Origin of the sequence: Oceanicola sp. 502str15 (assembly GCF_024105635.1) — a bacterium.
Lineage (GTDB): Bacteria > Pseudomonadota > Alphaproteobacteria > Rhodobacterales > Rhodobacteraceae > Vannielia.
This window is the reverse complement of the sequence record NZ_WYDQ01000001.1, coordinates 2,475,095-2,490,393: the sequence shown is the minus strand read 5'-3', so window position 1 is coordinate 2,490,393 and position 15,299 is coordinate 2,475,095. Positions and strand designations below refer to the sequence as shown.

The following is a 15,299-nucleotide window of genomic DNA, read 5'->3' as shown; positions in this document are numbered from 1 at the left end:
AGGGAGGACCTGACATGACCTACAAGAAATCCAAAGCAGCATCGCCCACCCGGCGCAGCGTTCTGGCCGGAGGCCTTGCCGCCGTCGGTGCGGCCACGCTGATGCCGCGCAGTGCCTTCGCACTGACCGACGAGGTGATTGCCGCCGCCAAGGCAGAGGGCACCGTGACCTTCTACAGCGTGGTGCCCGAGACCATCGCGCAGCCCTTCGTCGAAGGGTTCGAGGCCAAGTATGGCATCGACCTCGACTACCAGCGCCTCACCTCCGGCGCGATGGGCCAGCGCTATGCCGGCGAGGCGGATGCGGGCGCCGTGGTGGCCGATGCCCTGGCCATGACTGACCGCTTCTTCATGAATGACGCCTCCGCCAAGGGATGGCTCGCGCCGGTCACGGAGCTGGACGACAGCGCAGACTTTCCCGAGCAGTTCCGCACCGAGAATTTCTATATGGTCCAGCTCCTGCCGCACGGGCTGGCCTACAACACCGGGCAGGTCGAGGGCGCGCCCGACTGGCAGAGCCTGATCGACCCGTCGATGAAGGGCCGCCTCACGCTGGTCGATCCGCGCAACGGCTTTTATACCTCGGTGTTCTACTACGCCCTGCGCGAGGCCTTCGGCGAAGACTACCTGAAGGCGCTCGCCGCGCAGGAACCGCGCCTGGTGGAGAGCGCCACGCTGGGCGCCCAGCAGGTTGCCGCGGGCGCTTCGGCGATCTGCGCGCCCGCCTATCCCAACCTGCTGCCAACCCTCAAGGAGCAGGGCGCGCCGATCGAGCTGGCGATGCCCGAGCCCACCGTGGCCTCCTCGGTGCTTGCCGGCATTTCCAAGGACGCGCCGCACCCTAACGCGGCCAAGGTGCTGATGTCGTTCCTCCTCGGGGAGGAAGGGCAGGCGCTTTATAACTCCAACAACACCTCGCCGCTGGGCGAGCTTCCCGGAACGCTTCCGGCTCCCGCCATCACCGACATCGACCTCGACGCCGTCAAGGCGGCGCAGCCCGAGATCTTTGCCGCGCTCGGCGTGTCCTGAGTTCCTCCCCGCCGCCGGGTCTTCGGGCCCGGCGGCAAAATTCCTCCCGTCAGGTGTTCCGCATGACCTCTCGTCACACCCTCGTTCAAGACGCCGCACGGCATGGTCTCGTGCTGGCCGCGGATGCCCCACGCGTTGCGGTCGTGGGCCATGCGGTGCCGCTCGAACTCGTTCTCGCGGCCGGGTGCCTGCCGGTGCCGATACGGGCCGAGGGGCTGGGGCCCCGGAGCAGCGTTGGGGCCCTCGAAGCCGAGCACGACAGCGAGACGCGTGCACTCTTTTCCCGGATCACCGCGGGCGACTTCCGCGAATGCGCCTTGCTGATCGTCTCCGGCGACTCCGATGCGCATCGCTTCCTGTTCCAGTATCTCAAGGAGGAGCAACGGCGCGGCAACCACGCGATCCCGCCGCTCCATACCTTTGATATCCTTTACACCCAACGCCCCTCGATCCGGTCCTATGTTGAAGACAGGCTGCGCGAGCTTTCGCAGCGGTTGACCGCCATAACCGGGCGCGAGGCGGAAGGGGCCGCGCTGCAGGCAGCGACGGCCCTTTGCAATGCCCACCGCGCCGCGCTCACCACGCTTCAGGAGCGGCGCGAGGCAGGCCGTGTTTCCGGCGCACGAGCGCAACGGCTGATTGCCAAGATGCAGGACCGGCTCTCGACCGCCGCGCCCGAGACTGCCGAATTGCCCGCTCGACCGGTCCGGGTGTTGCTCGCCCCCGCCTTGCCACTGCTGAACGCCCGTCTGCATCAGGTCGTCGAAGCCGCGGGCGCAAACATTACCGCCGAGGACGACTGGACGGGGGCGCGCGCCGCCGGTCTCCCCTTGCTCGATCCGCAAAGTGGGCTTCCCGGTATGGCGGCGTGGTACATGACACATGCTTCCAGCCCCCGCATGCCCGGCCCCCTGCGCTCCGCCTGGCTGCGCCGCCGGATCGCCGCCGGGGCCCACGAACTCCTCCTTTTCCACATGCCCCCTGAAGATGGCCACTTCGGTTGGGAATACCCCGACCTCCTGCGCGCCGCCGAAGAGGCGGGTCTGCCGCACCTGCTCCTGCGTCAAGACGTTGACACCGACGAGGGGGCCGGGGAGGCGCAGCGCCAACTTGCCGCCGCCCTTGCCGAGGCAGCAAACGGGGAGGCCACGGCCCATGCCAACTGACATGCAAACCCGTCCGCGCCCGGAAAAGCAGCTTGCCACCACGGCAGAGGCACGGGCGTTTTCCAAGCAATGGTTCGGCGAGATCCGTGAGCGCGTGATCGAACGGGGCGAACCCTATGTGCTCGCCAGCGCCGAAACGCCCCATGAAATCTTCGATGTGCTGGGTCTGCCGGTCGTGACCACGGAATGGTGGGGCGGTGTGCTCTCGTCGCGCCGGGTCGCGGGCGATTATCTCGACTTGCTGGCGCAGGAGGGATTTCACGAAGGCCTTGGCGTCTACAACTCGCTCGGCGCCGCGAGCCTCCTGGTCGATCACCCCGAGCCGCCATGGGGCGGTCTTCCACGGCCGGCCATGATGGTTGCGCCGCACCGGGAGCAGGGCAACAACCGGGCCTACGAGTTGGTCGCGGAGCGGCTTGGCGTGCCCTATTTCTGCGTCGAGGTGCCGTCTTCCACCCGGTTCTCGCCCTGCTGGTTTCGCGATGGTGCCACCCGCTGGGAAGAGGTCTACGAAACTCATCGCATCAACCTGATGACCCGCCAGTACCGTGAGATGATCGCGCTGGCCGAAGAGGTTTCGGGCCGCCGGTTCAGCGAGGCTGCGCTGCGGGATCTGCTGGAGCGGGTCAACGATCAAGAGGCCTGCTTTGCCGAGGTGCGAGAAATGGTGGCCGAGGCACCCAGGCTGCCGGTGCGCCTGAGCGAGCAGATGTCCAACACCATGACAGCGCAGTGGCACCGCGGCTCCGACTGGGCCGTGGCCCATGCCCGCGCCTTCCGCGACGAGGTGGCGGGCCGGGTGGCGCGCGGCGATTGCGCCACAGCCGACGAGCGCCGCCGCCTGATGTGGGTCGGCGTCGGCCTGTGGCAGAACACCGATTTCTATGCGGCATTCGAGCAGAGCCATGGCGCGGTGTTCGTCTGGTCGATGTACATGGCCATCGCCGCCGACGGCTACATCAGGCGCGGCCTGCAGGACCCGGTCCGCGCGATCGCGTCGCGCTATCTCAACATCGGCGAACAGATGCACGTCGCGCCCTGGGCGGGCGAATGGGTTGTCCAGGAGGCGCGGCGCCATCGAGTTGACGGTGCGGTGATGCTGGTGTCGTCGAACCAGCGCCATCAGGTCGCCGGCAACGAATACCAGAAACTCAGCCTCGAGGCAGCAGGCATTCCTGTGTGCGAGCTTCGGGTCGACCCCAGCGACAACCGTGCGTGGGACGACGTGGCCATGCAGCGCACCGTTGCTGAATTCATCGAAAACAGGCTCGGAGGCTGATCGCGCGATATCGCGCTGGCAGCCGGGCCCCGCAAGAAGGAGATCGTACATTGAAACCGCTTGAAGGCGTCCGCGTCCTCGATTTCACCCATGCCTTGTCCGGGCCGCTCTGCACCTATCACCTCGCGCTTCAGGGCGCGGATGTGGTGAAGGTCGAGCGTCCCGGCAATGGCGACGACCTGCGGCTCTACACCGAGCACACCGGTCCACAGGGCTTCTCGGGGCCCTTCGTCGCGGCAAACGCAGCCAAGCGCTCGGTGGCGCTCGATCTCAAGTCCAACGAGGGCCGCGAGGCCGTACGGCGTCTGGCCGCGCGCTCCGATGTGGTGATCGAGAACTTCCGGCCTGGCGTGGCCGCCCGTCTCGGCGTGGACTACGACAGCCTGCTGGAGGAAAATCCCAACCTCATCTACTGCGCCATCAGCGGTTTCGGTGCCACCGGCCCGATGCGCGAATGGCCGGCCTATGACCATATCGTGCAGGCTATGTCGGGGATCATGTGGGTCAACGGCGAGCCCGATCAGGGCCCGCTTAAGGTGGGCCTGCCCTTTGCCGATACCATCAGCGGCTATGTCGCGGCCTTTTCGATCGTCAACGCTTTGTTCCAGCGCCAGCGCGACGGTGGCCCGCAGTTCATCGACGTCGGCATGCTGGATGCCACGCTGATGCTGCTCTCGCAGGCCATCGCAGTCGCCGACATGAGCGGCGAGCTCCCGATACGCACTGGCAACCGCGGTTACCGTCTGGTCGCCACCGCCGACACCTATGCCACTGCCGACGGGCACATCGCGATCGGGGCCAACCACCAGCACCAATTCGAAAAGCTCTGCGAGGTGCTGGGTATTGCCGATATCGCCGGCGATCCGCGGTTCGCCACCCATCAGGCGCGGGTGGAAAACAACGATGAGCTGCGTGCTGTGCTCGTCGAGTTTTTCGGCCGCCAGAAGGCCAGCGAACTGGAAGACAAGCTCGCCAGCCAGCAGGTGCCCGCGGCGATGGTGCGCAATGTCATCGAGGCGGTCGGAATGCCTCACAGCCAGGAGCGCAACCTCTTTGTCGACACACGGGTTCCCGGCATTGACAGGGCGCTCAAGCTCACCGGCGCAGGCTTCCGCTTCGGTCACGACGGCGCGTTGACCGAGGCGCAGGTGCCTTCGGTCGGCGAGCATACCCAGGAAGTCCTCGCCGAGATCGGCTTGGCCTGAACATGCCCCCGCCTCTGGTCGCCACAGCAAAGGAGATTGCCGCGGAGGTCGCGGACGGGGCCACCGTTGCGATCGTCGGCGCCGGGGGCGGTCTGCTCGAACCCGATGCGATCCTCGCCGCCATCGAGGCGCGGTTCCTGGCGACCGGTCACCCGCGAGATCTGACGGTGCTGCATGCCCAGGGTATTGGCGACCGGGATGCGCGGGGCCTGAACCGTCTTGCGCACGCGGGGCTTGTCAAACGGGTGATCGGCAGCCATTGGGTGTGGTCGCCGCGAATGCAGGCGCTGGCTACCTCAGGGCAGATCGAGGCCTATGCCGTGCCTGGTGGTGTGCTGTCGCTGCTTCTGCGCGAAACCGGGGCAGGGCGCCCCGGCCTCTGGACCCGCGTCGGCCTCGGCACCTTCGTCGACCCGCGCCACGGTGGCGGCGCCCTCAACGCCCGCGCCACCACGCCCCTCTGCGAACTGCGCACGGCGGAGGGCGAGGACTGGTTGTTCTTTCCACGCCTTCCGGTCGATGTGGCAATCCTGCGCGGCACGGTCTCGGACACGAAAGGCAACATTACCTTCGACCGCGAGCCCGCCGAGCTTGACAGCTACGCCCTCGCGCTTGCGGCCCACAATTGCGGCGGGCGCGTGCTGGCGCAGGTGCAGGAACTGTCGCCCGCTCCCATATTACCCGCCCGCCGCGTCCGGCTCCCGGCCGCCCTGGTAAACCGGGTGCTCGTGGTGCCGGACCAGCCCCAGACCCATGCACGCGTCTACGATCCGCGCTGCTCGGGCGAGGCCATCGATCGCGAGGCAGTTGAAGCGGCCGCGCCGGACCTTGCTCGCGCCATCGCCGCCCGGCGTGCCCTGGCCGAGCTTCCAGAAGGCGCCACCGCGTGTTTCGGCTTCGGCATCCCCGATGCGGTCGCCGCCGAGATTTCCCGGCGCGGCGAAGCCGACAGATACCGGATGATCATTGACCACGGCGTGCACGGCGGCCGCCTGTTGTCAGGGGCACTCTTCGGCGTGGCCTCTGGGCCTGAAGCCATCATCTCAGCAACCGATCAGGCCGATTTCATCCATGGCGGCGCCATTGATGTGGCCTTTCTCGGCTTCGGCGAGATCGACGCCGCCGGCAACGTCAACGCCTCCGCCCTCGGCGGCAACCCGGTGGGCCCGGGGGCCTTCATGGACATTGCCCAGAGCTGCCGCAAGCTGGTGCTCTGCGGCACCTTCGAGGCTTCGGGCCTGAAATGCCGGGTCGAGGCGGGGCAGCTCGTCATCGACCAGCCCGGACGGTTCGGAAAATTCGTCGGGGAGGTTGCGCAGGTCACCTGGCCCGGCTGGTGGCCGGAAGCGGCGGGGCAGGAGGTGGTGGTCGTCACCGAGCGCGCCAGCTTCGCCCTGTGCGGCGGCCGGCTTGTGCTGCGCGACATCGCGCCCGGCATCGAGCTCCAACGCGACATCCTGAGCCGCATGGGCTTTGCGCCTGAGGTGCCGCAGAGGCCGGGGCTCTACCCGGCGCGGATGCTGGCCACGGAGGTTCCCTTGGCCGCGCCGCCGGCCTGATTGCCCGTTTCAACCGAGGAGGAGATACCGATGAAATTCTGGATCAAGGCATTTGCTGCCGCCATCATCGCAGCACCCGCGCTGGCCGAGAATGGCGCAACGCTGCGCGAGGCAACCGAGGGGCTCGCGGGCTTCACCGTGATCCGGCCCGCAGAGCTTTCCGGCTACGAGGCGAACAGCCTTCCCGTGATGATCTGGGCCAATGGCGGCTGCCGCAGCAGCCACTTCAGCCGCATCGCCTACCTGACCGGGGTGGCGCAGGCCGGCTACGTGGTGGTTGCCGTCGGCGCACCGGAGGACACAAGCGACGAGGGCGGCCCGGAGCAGCCGGCGCGCATCATTGCCGCGCTCGACTGGCTGAACAGCACAGAGGCCGCGACGCAGCTCGACGGCAAGCTCGATACAGAGGCCGTGACCGCCAGCGGAACGTCCTGCGGCGGGCTGGAGGCCCTGCTGGCCGCCAAGGATGATCGGGTCACGTCGGTCCTCGCCCTGAACAGCGGCTTCTTTCCCGAAGGCGTGCCGGGCCGCGAGGGCCGTGTCGACATCCGCGAGCTGGCAGCGGTGCTTGTGCCCACGCTCATCTTCAACGGCGGCCCCGAGGATATCGCCCACGACAACAGCATCCTGAACTTCGAGCAGATCGACGCCCCGGCGCTGCTGGTCTCGCTCGAAGGGGTCGGCCACAGCGGCCTGACCCTTGGCCTCGACAACAACAGCCCCAGCGCGACTGCCCTCTTCAAGGGCATCCGCCTCACTACGGATTGGCTCGATTTCACCCTCAAGGGCGACGAGGCGGCCGGTGCGCGCTTCCTGGCAGAGAGCTGCGCCTATTGCGGCACCGACGGATGGTCGATCCGCGCCAAGGGGTTCTGACGGCCAGATGAACTCAACCGGCCCGCCACGGCGCGGGCCGAAATTTCAGAGGAGGAGAAAGACATGAAGATCACTACACTGTGGCTCGCAATGGCAGCCGCACTCGCCGGCTCTACGCTCACCGCTCAGGAGGTCACGCTCAAGTTCGGCGTTCCCGCCTCGCTGACCACCCCGCGCGGGGTCATCGCGGAAAAGTTCGCCGAGGCCATCGAGGCCAGAAGCCAGGGCTCTGTCGAGGTCGAGATCTACCCCGACAGCCAGCTCTTTCCGGGGTCCGGCGAGCCCAAGGCCCTTGCCTCCGGCGCGCTTGATCTCGCCATCCCCAACGTGGCGCATGTTGGGGCAATCGAGCCCAACGCCGACATCTTCTCGATGCCGATGTTCCTCGGCACCACGCCTGAGCAGCTCTATGCCGTGATGGACGGTGAGGCTGGCGCCGAGATCATCGCGCGGGTTGAGGCGCGGCTTGGCGTCAAGGTGCTGGGCGCGGGCTTCGACAACGGGGCCGACGTGCTCTTCACCGCGGAGACCCTGCCCGACACGCTGGCTGCCTTCGAGGGGTTGAAGATCCGTGCCCCCGGCGGCCCCAAGCACATCGCCCGGCTGAAAGCCCTCGGTGCGACGCCGGTGTTCATCAAGTTCGAAGACCTCGCACTGGCACTGACGCAGGGCACCGTCGACGGGGTGATGACCAACGACAACGGCGTGGTGCAGGGCAAGCTCTGGGAACTGGGCATCAAGCATGGCGTCGATCTCGACCTCGGCTGGGCCCCGCTGATGCCGATGGTCTCCGGCGCGGCCTGGAGCGGCATGAACGAGGCGCAGCAGGCAGCGGTGTCCGATGCTTGGGCCGAAATTCAGCCCTGGGCGCGGGAGTACATCGCTGAAGAGGCGGCGCGGCTGAATGCCGAGATCGAGGCCAATGGCATCACCATGCACAGCCTCTCGGAGGCGGATGTGGCGGCCTTCCGCGACACCCTGATGGAGCTTCAGCCGGGTATCGCAAGCGATACCGGCACCGATGAGGGCATCATGGCGGCGGCCGAGGCAGCCCTTTCGGCCCCCTCCAACTGAGTGGATCGGGCCGGCCCCGAACAAGGGCCGGCCCACATCCCGATACAGCGACAGGTAGATTCCATGATCCAGACACTCCTGAGAGGCGCCGTCGGCGTGCTAGGGCTCATCGCGCTGGGTTCCTACTGCTTTGGCATCATTGCGCGCTATGCCTTTGCCGGCCTCGCCCCGGACTGGGTCGAGGAGGTCACGGTCTTTGCCCTGCTCTGGGGCGTGCTGATCGCGGGCTTCCTGCTGGTGCTCGGCAACCGACACCTCACCGCGGGCATCGTCTCGCGCTTTCCCGCCGGGCCGCGCCGCCTGCTGCAACGCTTCGGCTTTGCGGTCGCGCTGGCATTCTGCGCCTACATGGCCTGGCAGGGGCTGGCGCTGGTCAAGCTCGACGCGCGGCTGATGGAAGTTTCCAAAAGCACCCTGCAATTGCCCATTGCACCGATCCACGCCATCTTTCCGATCACCATGAGCCTCATGGCGCTGGCCTACCTCTGGCGCATCTTCCGCCCCGGCGAACTGGAAGACGCCCATGTGCCCCAAGGGGAGAACGTCGAATGACTCTCCTCGCACTCGGCATCCTCGCCTTCATCCTACTCATGATCGTCGGCACCCCACTCTTCGCGGCCATCGGCGGCGTGGCTGTGGCGCTCTTCATCACCAGCGGCGTCGTGCCCGTGACCTTGGCCGAAATCATGGTGGAGCGCGTCATCTCCCCGGGGCTGATCCCGGTGCCGTTCTTCATGACGGCGGCGGTGATCATGCACCGCGGCGGCATCGCCCGCAGATTGATTGAAGCGGCAGAGGCGTTGATCGGCGGACTCAAGGGGAGTTCCGCCCTGGTCTGCGTGGTGGCCACGGCGCTCTTTGCCGCCATCTCAGGCTCCTCGGTGGCCACGGCGCTCGCCATCGGCACCATCCTGCTCCCGATCATGCAGCAGCGCGGTTACCCCGAGGGCTTTTCCATCGGCCTCGTGGCAACCTCCGGCACGCTGGGCATCCTGATCCCGCCCTCGACCGCAATGATCATCTACGGCCTTGTCAGCGAAACCTCGATCCCGCGCATCTTCCTCGCCGGCGTGGTGCCGGGCCTGTTGCAGGCCACCCTGCTTGCGCTCGTCGCCCTCTATTTCATCCGCGGCATGCCGATCGAGACAGAACCCCGCCCGCCACGCGCCGACCTCCTCCGCAAGCTCGCCTCGGCACTGCCGGCCCTTTCGATCCCGGCGTTGATCTTCGTGTCGATCTACGGCGGTTTCGCCACCGTCACCGAAGCCTCCGCGCTCTCGGTGGTGGCGGCCATCGTGGTGTCGCTGTTCTGCTATCGCAGCATCACCCTGCGCCAGATCCCCGACCTCGTGGCCGAGGGCATCATCGCGGCGGCGGCGATTTCCTTCATCGTCGGCGGGGCGCTGATGTTCGGTCAGTGGGCGATCCAGGAAACCCTGCCGCAGCGCATCGTGGCGGCGGTGTCGCAATGGGAGCTCTCGGGCTGGCAGTTCCTGCTGATCGCCAATGTCATGATGCTGATCCTTGGTATGTTCTTCGACGCACTGGTGATCACACTGGTCGTGGTGCCGCTGATCCTGCCGCTGCTGCGCGCCTTCGAGATCGACCTCGTGCACTTCGCCATCATCCTGATCATCAACATGGAAATCGCGCTGCTGACGCCGCCCTTCGGCCTCAACCTCTTCACCATGAAGCTGATATCGGGCGCCTCGGTCAGCACGGTCATCCGCGGCGTCGCGCCATTCCTTCTGGCGATGGTCGCGCTGCTGCTGCTCGTCACTTACCTCCCCGCGATTTCGCTCTTCCTTCCCGACGTCGCCTTTGGCGCAAGATAATCCCGGAGACCCAGATGCAAGCTCTCGAAGGACTCAAGGTCGTTGACCTCACCCACGCAATGGCCGGTGCCTTTGCAACCTATCACCTCGGGCTGCTCGGAGCCGAAGTGCTCAAGATCGAACCGCCCGAAAAGGGCGACGAGTTCCGGCGCTGGCGGCCCCTGACCTTTGCCGGGGCCAACGCTGGAAAGCGCTCGATGACCCTCAACCTGAAGTCGGAGGAGGGCCGCGAGATCCTGTTCCGGCTGATCGAAGGCGCCGATGTGGTGGTGGAAAACTACCGCCCCGGCGTCGCGGCCAAGCTGGGCGTGACCTGGGAGAAGGTCCGCGCGCTGAACCCTCGGGCGATCTTCTGCTCGGTCTCGGGCTACGGGCAGGACGGAGCCTGGCGCGACTACCCGGCCATCGAGTGGTCGGTTCAGGCGGTGTCGGGCATTACCGATCTCTACGTCGACCCGGAGGGCGATCCGATGCGGCTGGGCCTGTCGATCCTCGATCCCTTCGCCGCCTACATGGGGTTCTCCTCCATCCTCGCCGCGCTCCTTCAACGCGAGAAAACCGGTGCGGGCCAGCGGATCGACGTGAGCATGCTTGATGCGGGTTGGGTGCTGAATGCTTCCTCCGTCACCGACCTTCTGGCCGGTGATATGCCGGTCTCGAAGACCCGCCGCGCCGGCTCGGCCCGCTTCCGCGCGCGCGACCGCAGCTTCTTCGTGTCGCTCAACTGGGAAAAATGGGTCACGGCCTTTCTCAGTACTATTGGCGGCACCGACATGCTCGCTGATCCACGTTTCGAGAGTGAAGACGCCCGCAACCGTAATGCCGACGCCTTCTACGATGAGGTCTGCAACCGCTTGGCGTCACGCGATGCCTCCGATTGGGTCGCCGATTTGGTCGGGGTGGGCGTTCCGGCCGGACTGGTGCAGACCCTGCCCGAAGTGGCGGCCTCCGGTCATGCCGATGCCCGGGGCCTATTGTACAGGGTGGAGGCCGAGGACGGCCGCGAAGCCAGCATCGTCGGAGCCGGATTCCGGTTCGCCGAGAACGGCCCAAGCCTGCAATCCGGCATCCCTCGCTTGGGCGCACACACCGCGGAAACGCTACGCTCTCTCGGGTATGACGAGGAATCCATGGAGTCTCTCCGGGCGCGAGGATTGGTCTGAGTTGCGGCGCTGTGCACCACCGCGGACAAACTTACGTCAACCGGAGAAGGTTGGTCTCCGATCCCGTCCCCTCAGCCACTTGCCCCCGCGATAGCGTTCTCCCGATCCGGCTGCGGCGGGATTTTCTCGTCGTATTGGGCTCAGGATTCATTGAAATCAGTCGCCCTGCGGGATGTACGGCTCGAAGGATTGAGCGGTGACATGAGCGACCTTTACGGGCTGACCGACGAGCAGATGGCCAAGCTTTCCCCTTTTTCCCGAAGTCGCATGGCAAGCCGCGGGTCGACGGCAGGCGGGTGTTGGGTGGGATTATCCTAATCAATCGCAATGGGTTGCGGTGGCGTGATGCCGCCGAAGCCTATGGGCCGCACAAGACGCTCTACAGTCGTTGGAAGCGTTGGAGCGAAAGGCGCATTCTTCCGCGGGTACTGGCCGGGTTGGCTGCCGAACACGTTGAGCGAAGGACCCGGATGGTCGACGCGACCTAGCTGAAGGCCCACCGAACGGCGACCAGTATGGCCGCCAAAAAAGGCGGCGCGGTCGCCTGATCGGTCAAAGAAAGGGCGGCATGAACACCAGACTTCACGCCGTCTGCGACAGTAGCCGTCTGCGACAGTAAGGGACGACCGGCCGACCTGTTCGTCACCGCCGGGCAGGTGAGTGATTACATAGGCGCGAGGGCGCTGCTCAGCAGTCTGCCAAAGGTCAAATGTTTGCTGGGGTCTCGTTTCAGAACAAGGGGATACGCACCGGTATCCCCGGCTGACCACAACGCTAGACCCCAGTCAAACATGACAAGCGCCGCAACCGGATCGAGATCATGTTCGGCTGGCTCACGGATTGGAGGCGCGTCGCAACCCGCCACAACCGTAGTCCAAAGGTGTTCCTCTCGGCCATCGCCCTCGCCGCAACCGTCACCTACTGGTCATGAGCCCTGACCCTAGCAAGCACTCGGCGGCGCCTTGCCTGCCGCCCACGGTTGCTCGTGGAATTTGGCAGTCACTACTGTTGCAAAGACCAAGCTGAAGAAGCGAAAGGCGTCGGCTTGACCTGTAACCGTTGGTGAAATAGTTACGGCCTCGAATGCGGGCGTTGTGTAGTGGTAAGACCTTAGCCTTCCAAGCTAATGACGCGGGTTCGATTCCCGCCGCCCGCTCCATTCTCCTTTCTTACTGACGCCGCGACGAAAGCCAGCCCTGCCATGCGCTCTGGCCGCCGCCGAAGGCGTTGAGGTCGACCTTGCCGGCGACGCCGGGCACGATGCCGGTGCCGGTGTATTGCCAGAAGCTCCAGCGCTCGTCGGGATAGTGCTCGCTCGGGTGCTTGGTGACGGCGCGCAGCCAGAATTCCTGGCCCCTGAGCTGGCCCAGATCGTTCTCGGCGTAGAAATCGGGCGTGGTGTAGATCACCGGGCGGGTGCCGTAGTGGCGGCCGACGATGGCGGTGAAGCGCTCGATCGAGTCGCGAACCTCGCCGGGGGCGGGCCGCAGGGTGCAGGTGCGCGACAGGTGGTTCCACTCCATGTCGAGCACTGGCGGCAGGTCGCCCGGGCTGCGCGGCACGTTGGCGATGAACCAGGCCGCCTGCTCCTCGGGAGTGCGGCAGAAATAATAGAAGTGATAGGCCCCCACGGGCACGCCGGCGGCGCGGGCGGCGGGGGCGTTGACGGCAAAGCCCGGGTCGAGATGGTCGCCACCCTCGGTCGCCTTCAGCCAGGCGAAGCGGATGCCCGAGCGGCGGGCGGCGGCAAAGTCGATCTCGCCCTGGTAGCGCGAGGCGTCGATGCCGTGCACCTCGTAGCTCGCCGGGCTGATGCCCTCCCACTCATGGGGCTTCACATCGCCAAAGCTGCGCGGAATCCCCGGCGCGGCGCTGGCGCTCACGTGGAGCTGGGTGGCCTTCTCGCCTTCGGCCATGCGCGGCATGGCGGGGCCGGGGGCCTCCTGCAACTGGGGGTTGCCGCAGCTTGTCAGCAATACGGCTGCCAGCGCCACGAGGGCGCTCAATCTCACTGTCCGCACGATCAGTCTCCTGCTGTCTCATGTGCCTCGGGCCGCAGTCTACCGCGCCGGGCCCTGCAATGCACATCACAACTGGTGGCCCTGCGCGTCACATTGCCCATGCCGGCCCCCTTGTGACAGGCCCGCCCGGCGGTTAAGCCCTCCGGGCGAGGAGACAAGCACCATGGCACGCGCGCCCCAGACCAACCCAGACGACCGCCCCGGCTCGCGCCGGATCGGTGCGCTGCGGGCGTTGGCGCCCTTCTTTGCCCCCTACAAGCTAATGGTCGTGGCCGCCCTCGGGGCGCTGATCCTCACCGCCGGGGTGTCGCTGGTGCTGCCGCTGGCCGCCCGCCGGGTGGTCGACAATTTCGCCACCGACGATGTCGCCCTGCTCGACCGCTACTTTTTCGCCGCCATCGGCATTGCCGCCGTCTTCGCGCTCGGCACGGCGCTGCGCTACTGGCTCGTCACCCGGCTCGGCGAGCGGGTGGTGGCCGACATCCGCCGCGCGGTCTTCGACCGGATGATCGGCATGAGCCCGGCCTATTACGAAAAGCTGATGACCGGCGAGGTGCTCTCGCGCATCACCACCGACACCACGCTGATCCTCTCGGTGATCGGCTCCTCGGCCAGCTGGTTCCTGCGCAACATCCTGCTCTTCGTCGGCGGGCTGATCCTGATGTTCTTCACCACGCCCAAGCTCTCGCTGATGGTGCTCGGCATCATCCCCGTGGTCATCATTCCCATCCTCGTGCTTGGCCGCCGCCTGCGCAGCCTCTCCCGCGAAAATCAGGACTGGATCGCCGCCTGCTCCGGCAACGCCTCCGAAGCGCTGCTGGCGGTGCAGACGGTGCAGGCCTTCACCCACGAGGCCCCCTCGCGCGCCCAATTCGGCGACGTGACCGAAAAGAGCTTCGAAAGCGCCAAGAGCCGCATTTCGGTGCGCGCGGCCATGACCGCGATCATCATCTTCGTGGTCTTCTGCGGCATCCTCGGGGTGCTCTGGATCGGCGCGCGCGATGTGCGCGACGGGGCGATGAGCGCGGGCGAGCTGGTGCAATTCGTGATCTACGCCGGCATCATGGCCGGGGCCGTGGCCGCGCTCTCGGAGATCTGGGGCGAGTTGCAACGCGCCGCCGGGGCGACCGAGCGGCTGATCGACCTGCTGCTGGCCGAAGACAGCGTGAACGATCCGGCGGAGCCGCTGCCGCTGGAGGGCCGCGCCAAGGGGGCGATCGGCTTTCAGGACGTGGTGTTCCACTACCCGACCCGCCCCGGCGAGGCGGCGCTCTCGGGCGTGTCCTTCGATGTGCAGCCGGGCGAAACCGTGGCGCTTGTCGGCCCCTCCGGCGCGGGCAAGTCGACCATCTTCCAGCTTCTGCTCCGCTTCTACGACCCGGCCTCGGGCGAGATCACGCTCGATGGCACCCGGCTCGATGCCGTGACCCGCGAGGCGCTGCGCAGCCAGCTCGCGCTGGTGCCGCAGGACCCGGTGATCTTTGCCGCGACGGTGGCCGAAAACATCCTCTTCGGCTGCCCCGACGCGAGCCGCGCCGAGGTCGAAGCCGCCGCGAAGGCCGCCGCCGCGCATGATTTCATCACCGAGCTGCCCGAAGGCTACGAAACCTATGTGGGCGAGCGCGGCGCCATGCTCTCGGGCGGGCAGAAACAGCGCATCGCCATCGCCCGCGCCATCCTGCGCGATGCCCCGGTGCTGCTGCTCGATGAGGCCACCTCGGCGCTTGATGCCGAAAGCGAGCAACTGGTGCAGCAGGCGGTCGAGGCGCTGTCGAAGGAGCGCACCACGCTGATCGTCGCCCACCGCCTTGCCACGGTGAAAAAGGCCGACCGTATCCTCGTGTTCGAAAAAGGCCAGATCGTCGCCACCGGGACCCACGACAGCCTCGTGGCCCAGGGCGGCCTCTATGCGCGGCTCGCCCGGTTGCAGTTCACCGAAGGGCTGGCTGCCGAGTAGGGCGGGACTTGTCCCGCCGCGCCGCCGGCGTATCCCGAATACCGCGCGGCGATCGTAGGGCGGGACTTGTCCCGCCACCCGACCCGACCCGGCCCGCGCCGCGCCCACAACCCCACGTCACATCCCCATCGCGCTT

12 protein-coding genes, 1 tRNA gene and 1 pseudogene are annotated in these 15,299 nt (G+C 66.7%); 13 read left to right on the top strand and 1 reads right to left on the bottom strand.

Going from position 1 to position 15,299, the window contains the following annotated elements; translation table 11 throughout:
- The first annotated feature begins 14 nt into the window (after positions 1 to 14).
- The 12 genes and pseudogenes from GTH22_RS12025 to GTH22_RS11970 all read left to right on the top strand — a co-directional run bounded on the left by GTH22_RS12025 (position 15) and on the right by GTH22_RS11970 (position 12,344).
- Positions 15 to 1,028, top strand: a complete 1,014-nt coding sequence (locus tag GTH22_RS12025; RefSeq protein WP_252945469.1) for an ABC transporter substrate-binding protein — start codon at positions 15 to 17, stop codon at positions 1,026 to 1,028.
- Between the two features lie 62 nt (positions 1,029 to 1,090).
- Positions 1,091 to 2,194, top strand: a complete 1,104-nt coding sequence (locus GTH22_RS12020) for a 2-hydroxyacyl-CoA dehydratase family protein (RefSeq protein WP_252945468.1) — start codon at positions 1,091 to 1,093, stop codon at positions 2,192 to 2,194.
- Positions 2,184 to 3,473, top strand: coding sequence for a 2-hydroxyacyl-CoA dehydratase family protein (locus GTH22_RS12015; protein WP_252945467.1), 1,290 nt, complete (start codon positions 2,184 to 2,186; stop codon positions 3,471 to 3,473). The genes GTH22_RS12020 and GTH22_RS12015 overlap by 11 nt, the downstream gene beginning before the upstream one ends.
- A gap of 50 nt (positions 3,474 to 3,523) precedes the next feature.
- Positions 3,524 to 4,678, top strand: a complete 1,155-nt coding sequence (locus tag GTH22_RS12010) for a CaiB/BaiF CoA-transferase family protein (protein WP_252945466.1) — start codon at positions 3,524 to 3,526, stop codon at positions 4,676 to 4,678.
- 2 nt (positions 4,679 to 4,680) lie between these two features.
- On the top strand, positions 4,681 to 6,237 hold the full coding sequence (locus GTH22_RS12005; RefSeq protein ID WP_252945465.1) for a CoA-transferase: 1,557 nt from the start codon (positions 4,681 to 4,683) through the stop codon (positions 6,235 to 6,237).
- A gap of 30 nt (positions 6,238 to 6,267) precedes the next feature.
- Positions 6,268 to 7,113 (top strand): hypothetical protein, encoded by an 846-nt coding sequence (locus GTH22_RS12000; protein WP_252945464.1) that lies wholly within the window; start codon positions 6,268 to 6,270, stop codon positions 7,111 to 7,113.
- 63 nt (positions 7,114 to 7,176) lie between these two features.
- The gene (dctP, locus tag GTH22_RS11995; RefSeq protein WP_252945463.1) at positions 7,177 to 8,187 is read left to right on the top strand and encodes a TRAP transporter substrate-binding protein DctP; all 1,011 of its coding nucleotides are present in this window, start codon (positions 7,177 to 7,179) and stop codon (positions 8,185 to 8,187) included.
- Between the two features lie 63 nt (positions 8,188 to 8,250).
- Positions 8,251 to 8,739, top strand: a complete 489-nt coding sequence (locus tag GTH22_RS11990) for a TRAP transporter small permease (protein WP_252945462.1) — start codon at positions 8,251 to 8,253, stop codon at positions 8,737 to 8,739.
- On the top strand, positions 8,736 to 10,022 hold the full coding sequence (locus GTH22_RS11985; protein ID WP_252945461.1) for a TRAP transporter large permease: 1,287 nt from the start codon (positions 8,736 to 8,738) through the stop codon (positions 10,020 to 10,022). Before GTH22_RS11990 ends, GTH22_RS11985 begins: the two co-directional genes overlap by 4 nt.
- Positions 10,023 to 10,036: 14 nt before the next feature.
- Complete coding sequence (locus GTH22_RS11980) at positions 10,037 to 11,185, top strand: CaiB/BaiF CoA-transferase family protein (RefSeq protein WP_252945460.1); 1,149 nt, start codon at positions 10,037 to 10,039, stop codon at positions 11,183 to 11,185.
- Between the two features lie 201 nt (positions 11,186 to 11,386).
- Positions 11,387 to 12,116 (top strand): annotated as a pseudogene (locus GTH22_RS11975) (IS5 family transposase).
- 154 nt (positions 12,117 to 12,270) lie between these two features.
- Positions 12,271 to 12,344: transfer RNA gene (locus tag GTH22_RS11970), tRNA-Gly, on the top strand.
- 10 nt (positions 12,345 to 12,354) lie between these two features.
- Here the strand turns inward: GTH22_RS11970 and GTH22_RS11965 are convergent.
- Positions 12,355 to 13,206, bottom strand: coding sequence for a GH25 family lysozyme (locus tag GTH22_RS11965; RefSeq protein WP_371928343.1), 852 nt, complete (start codon positions 13,204 to 13,206; stop codon positions 12,355 to 12,357).
- Between the two features lie 163 nt (positions 13,207 to 13,369).
- Between GTH22_RS11965 and GTH22_RS11960 the strand changes: the two genes are divergently transcribed.
- The gene (locus GTH22_RS11960) at positions 13,370 to 15,163 is read left to right on the top strand and encodes an ABC transporter transmembrane domain-containing protein (RefSeq protein ID WP_252945459.1); all 1,794 of its coding nucleotides are present in this window, start codon (positions 13,370 to 13,372) and stop codon (positions 15,161 to 15,163) included.
- Positions 15,164 to 15,299 lie beyond the last annotated feature (136 nt).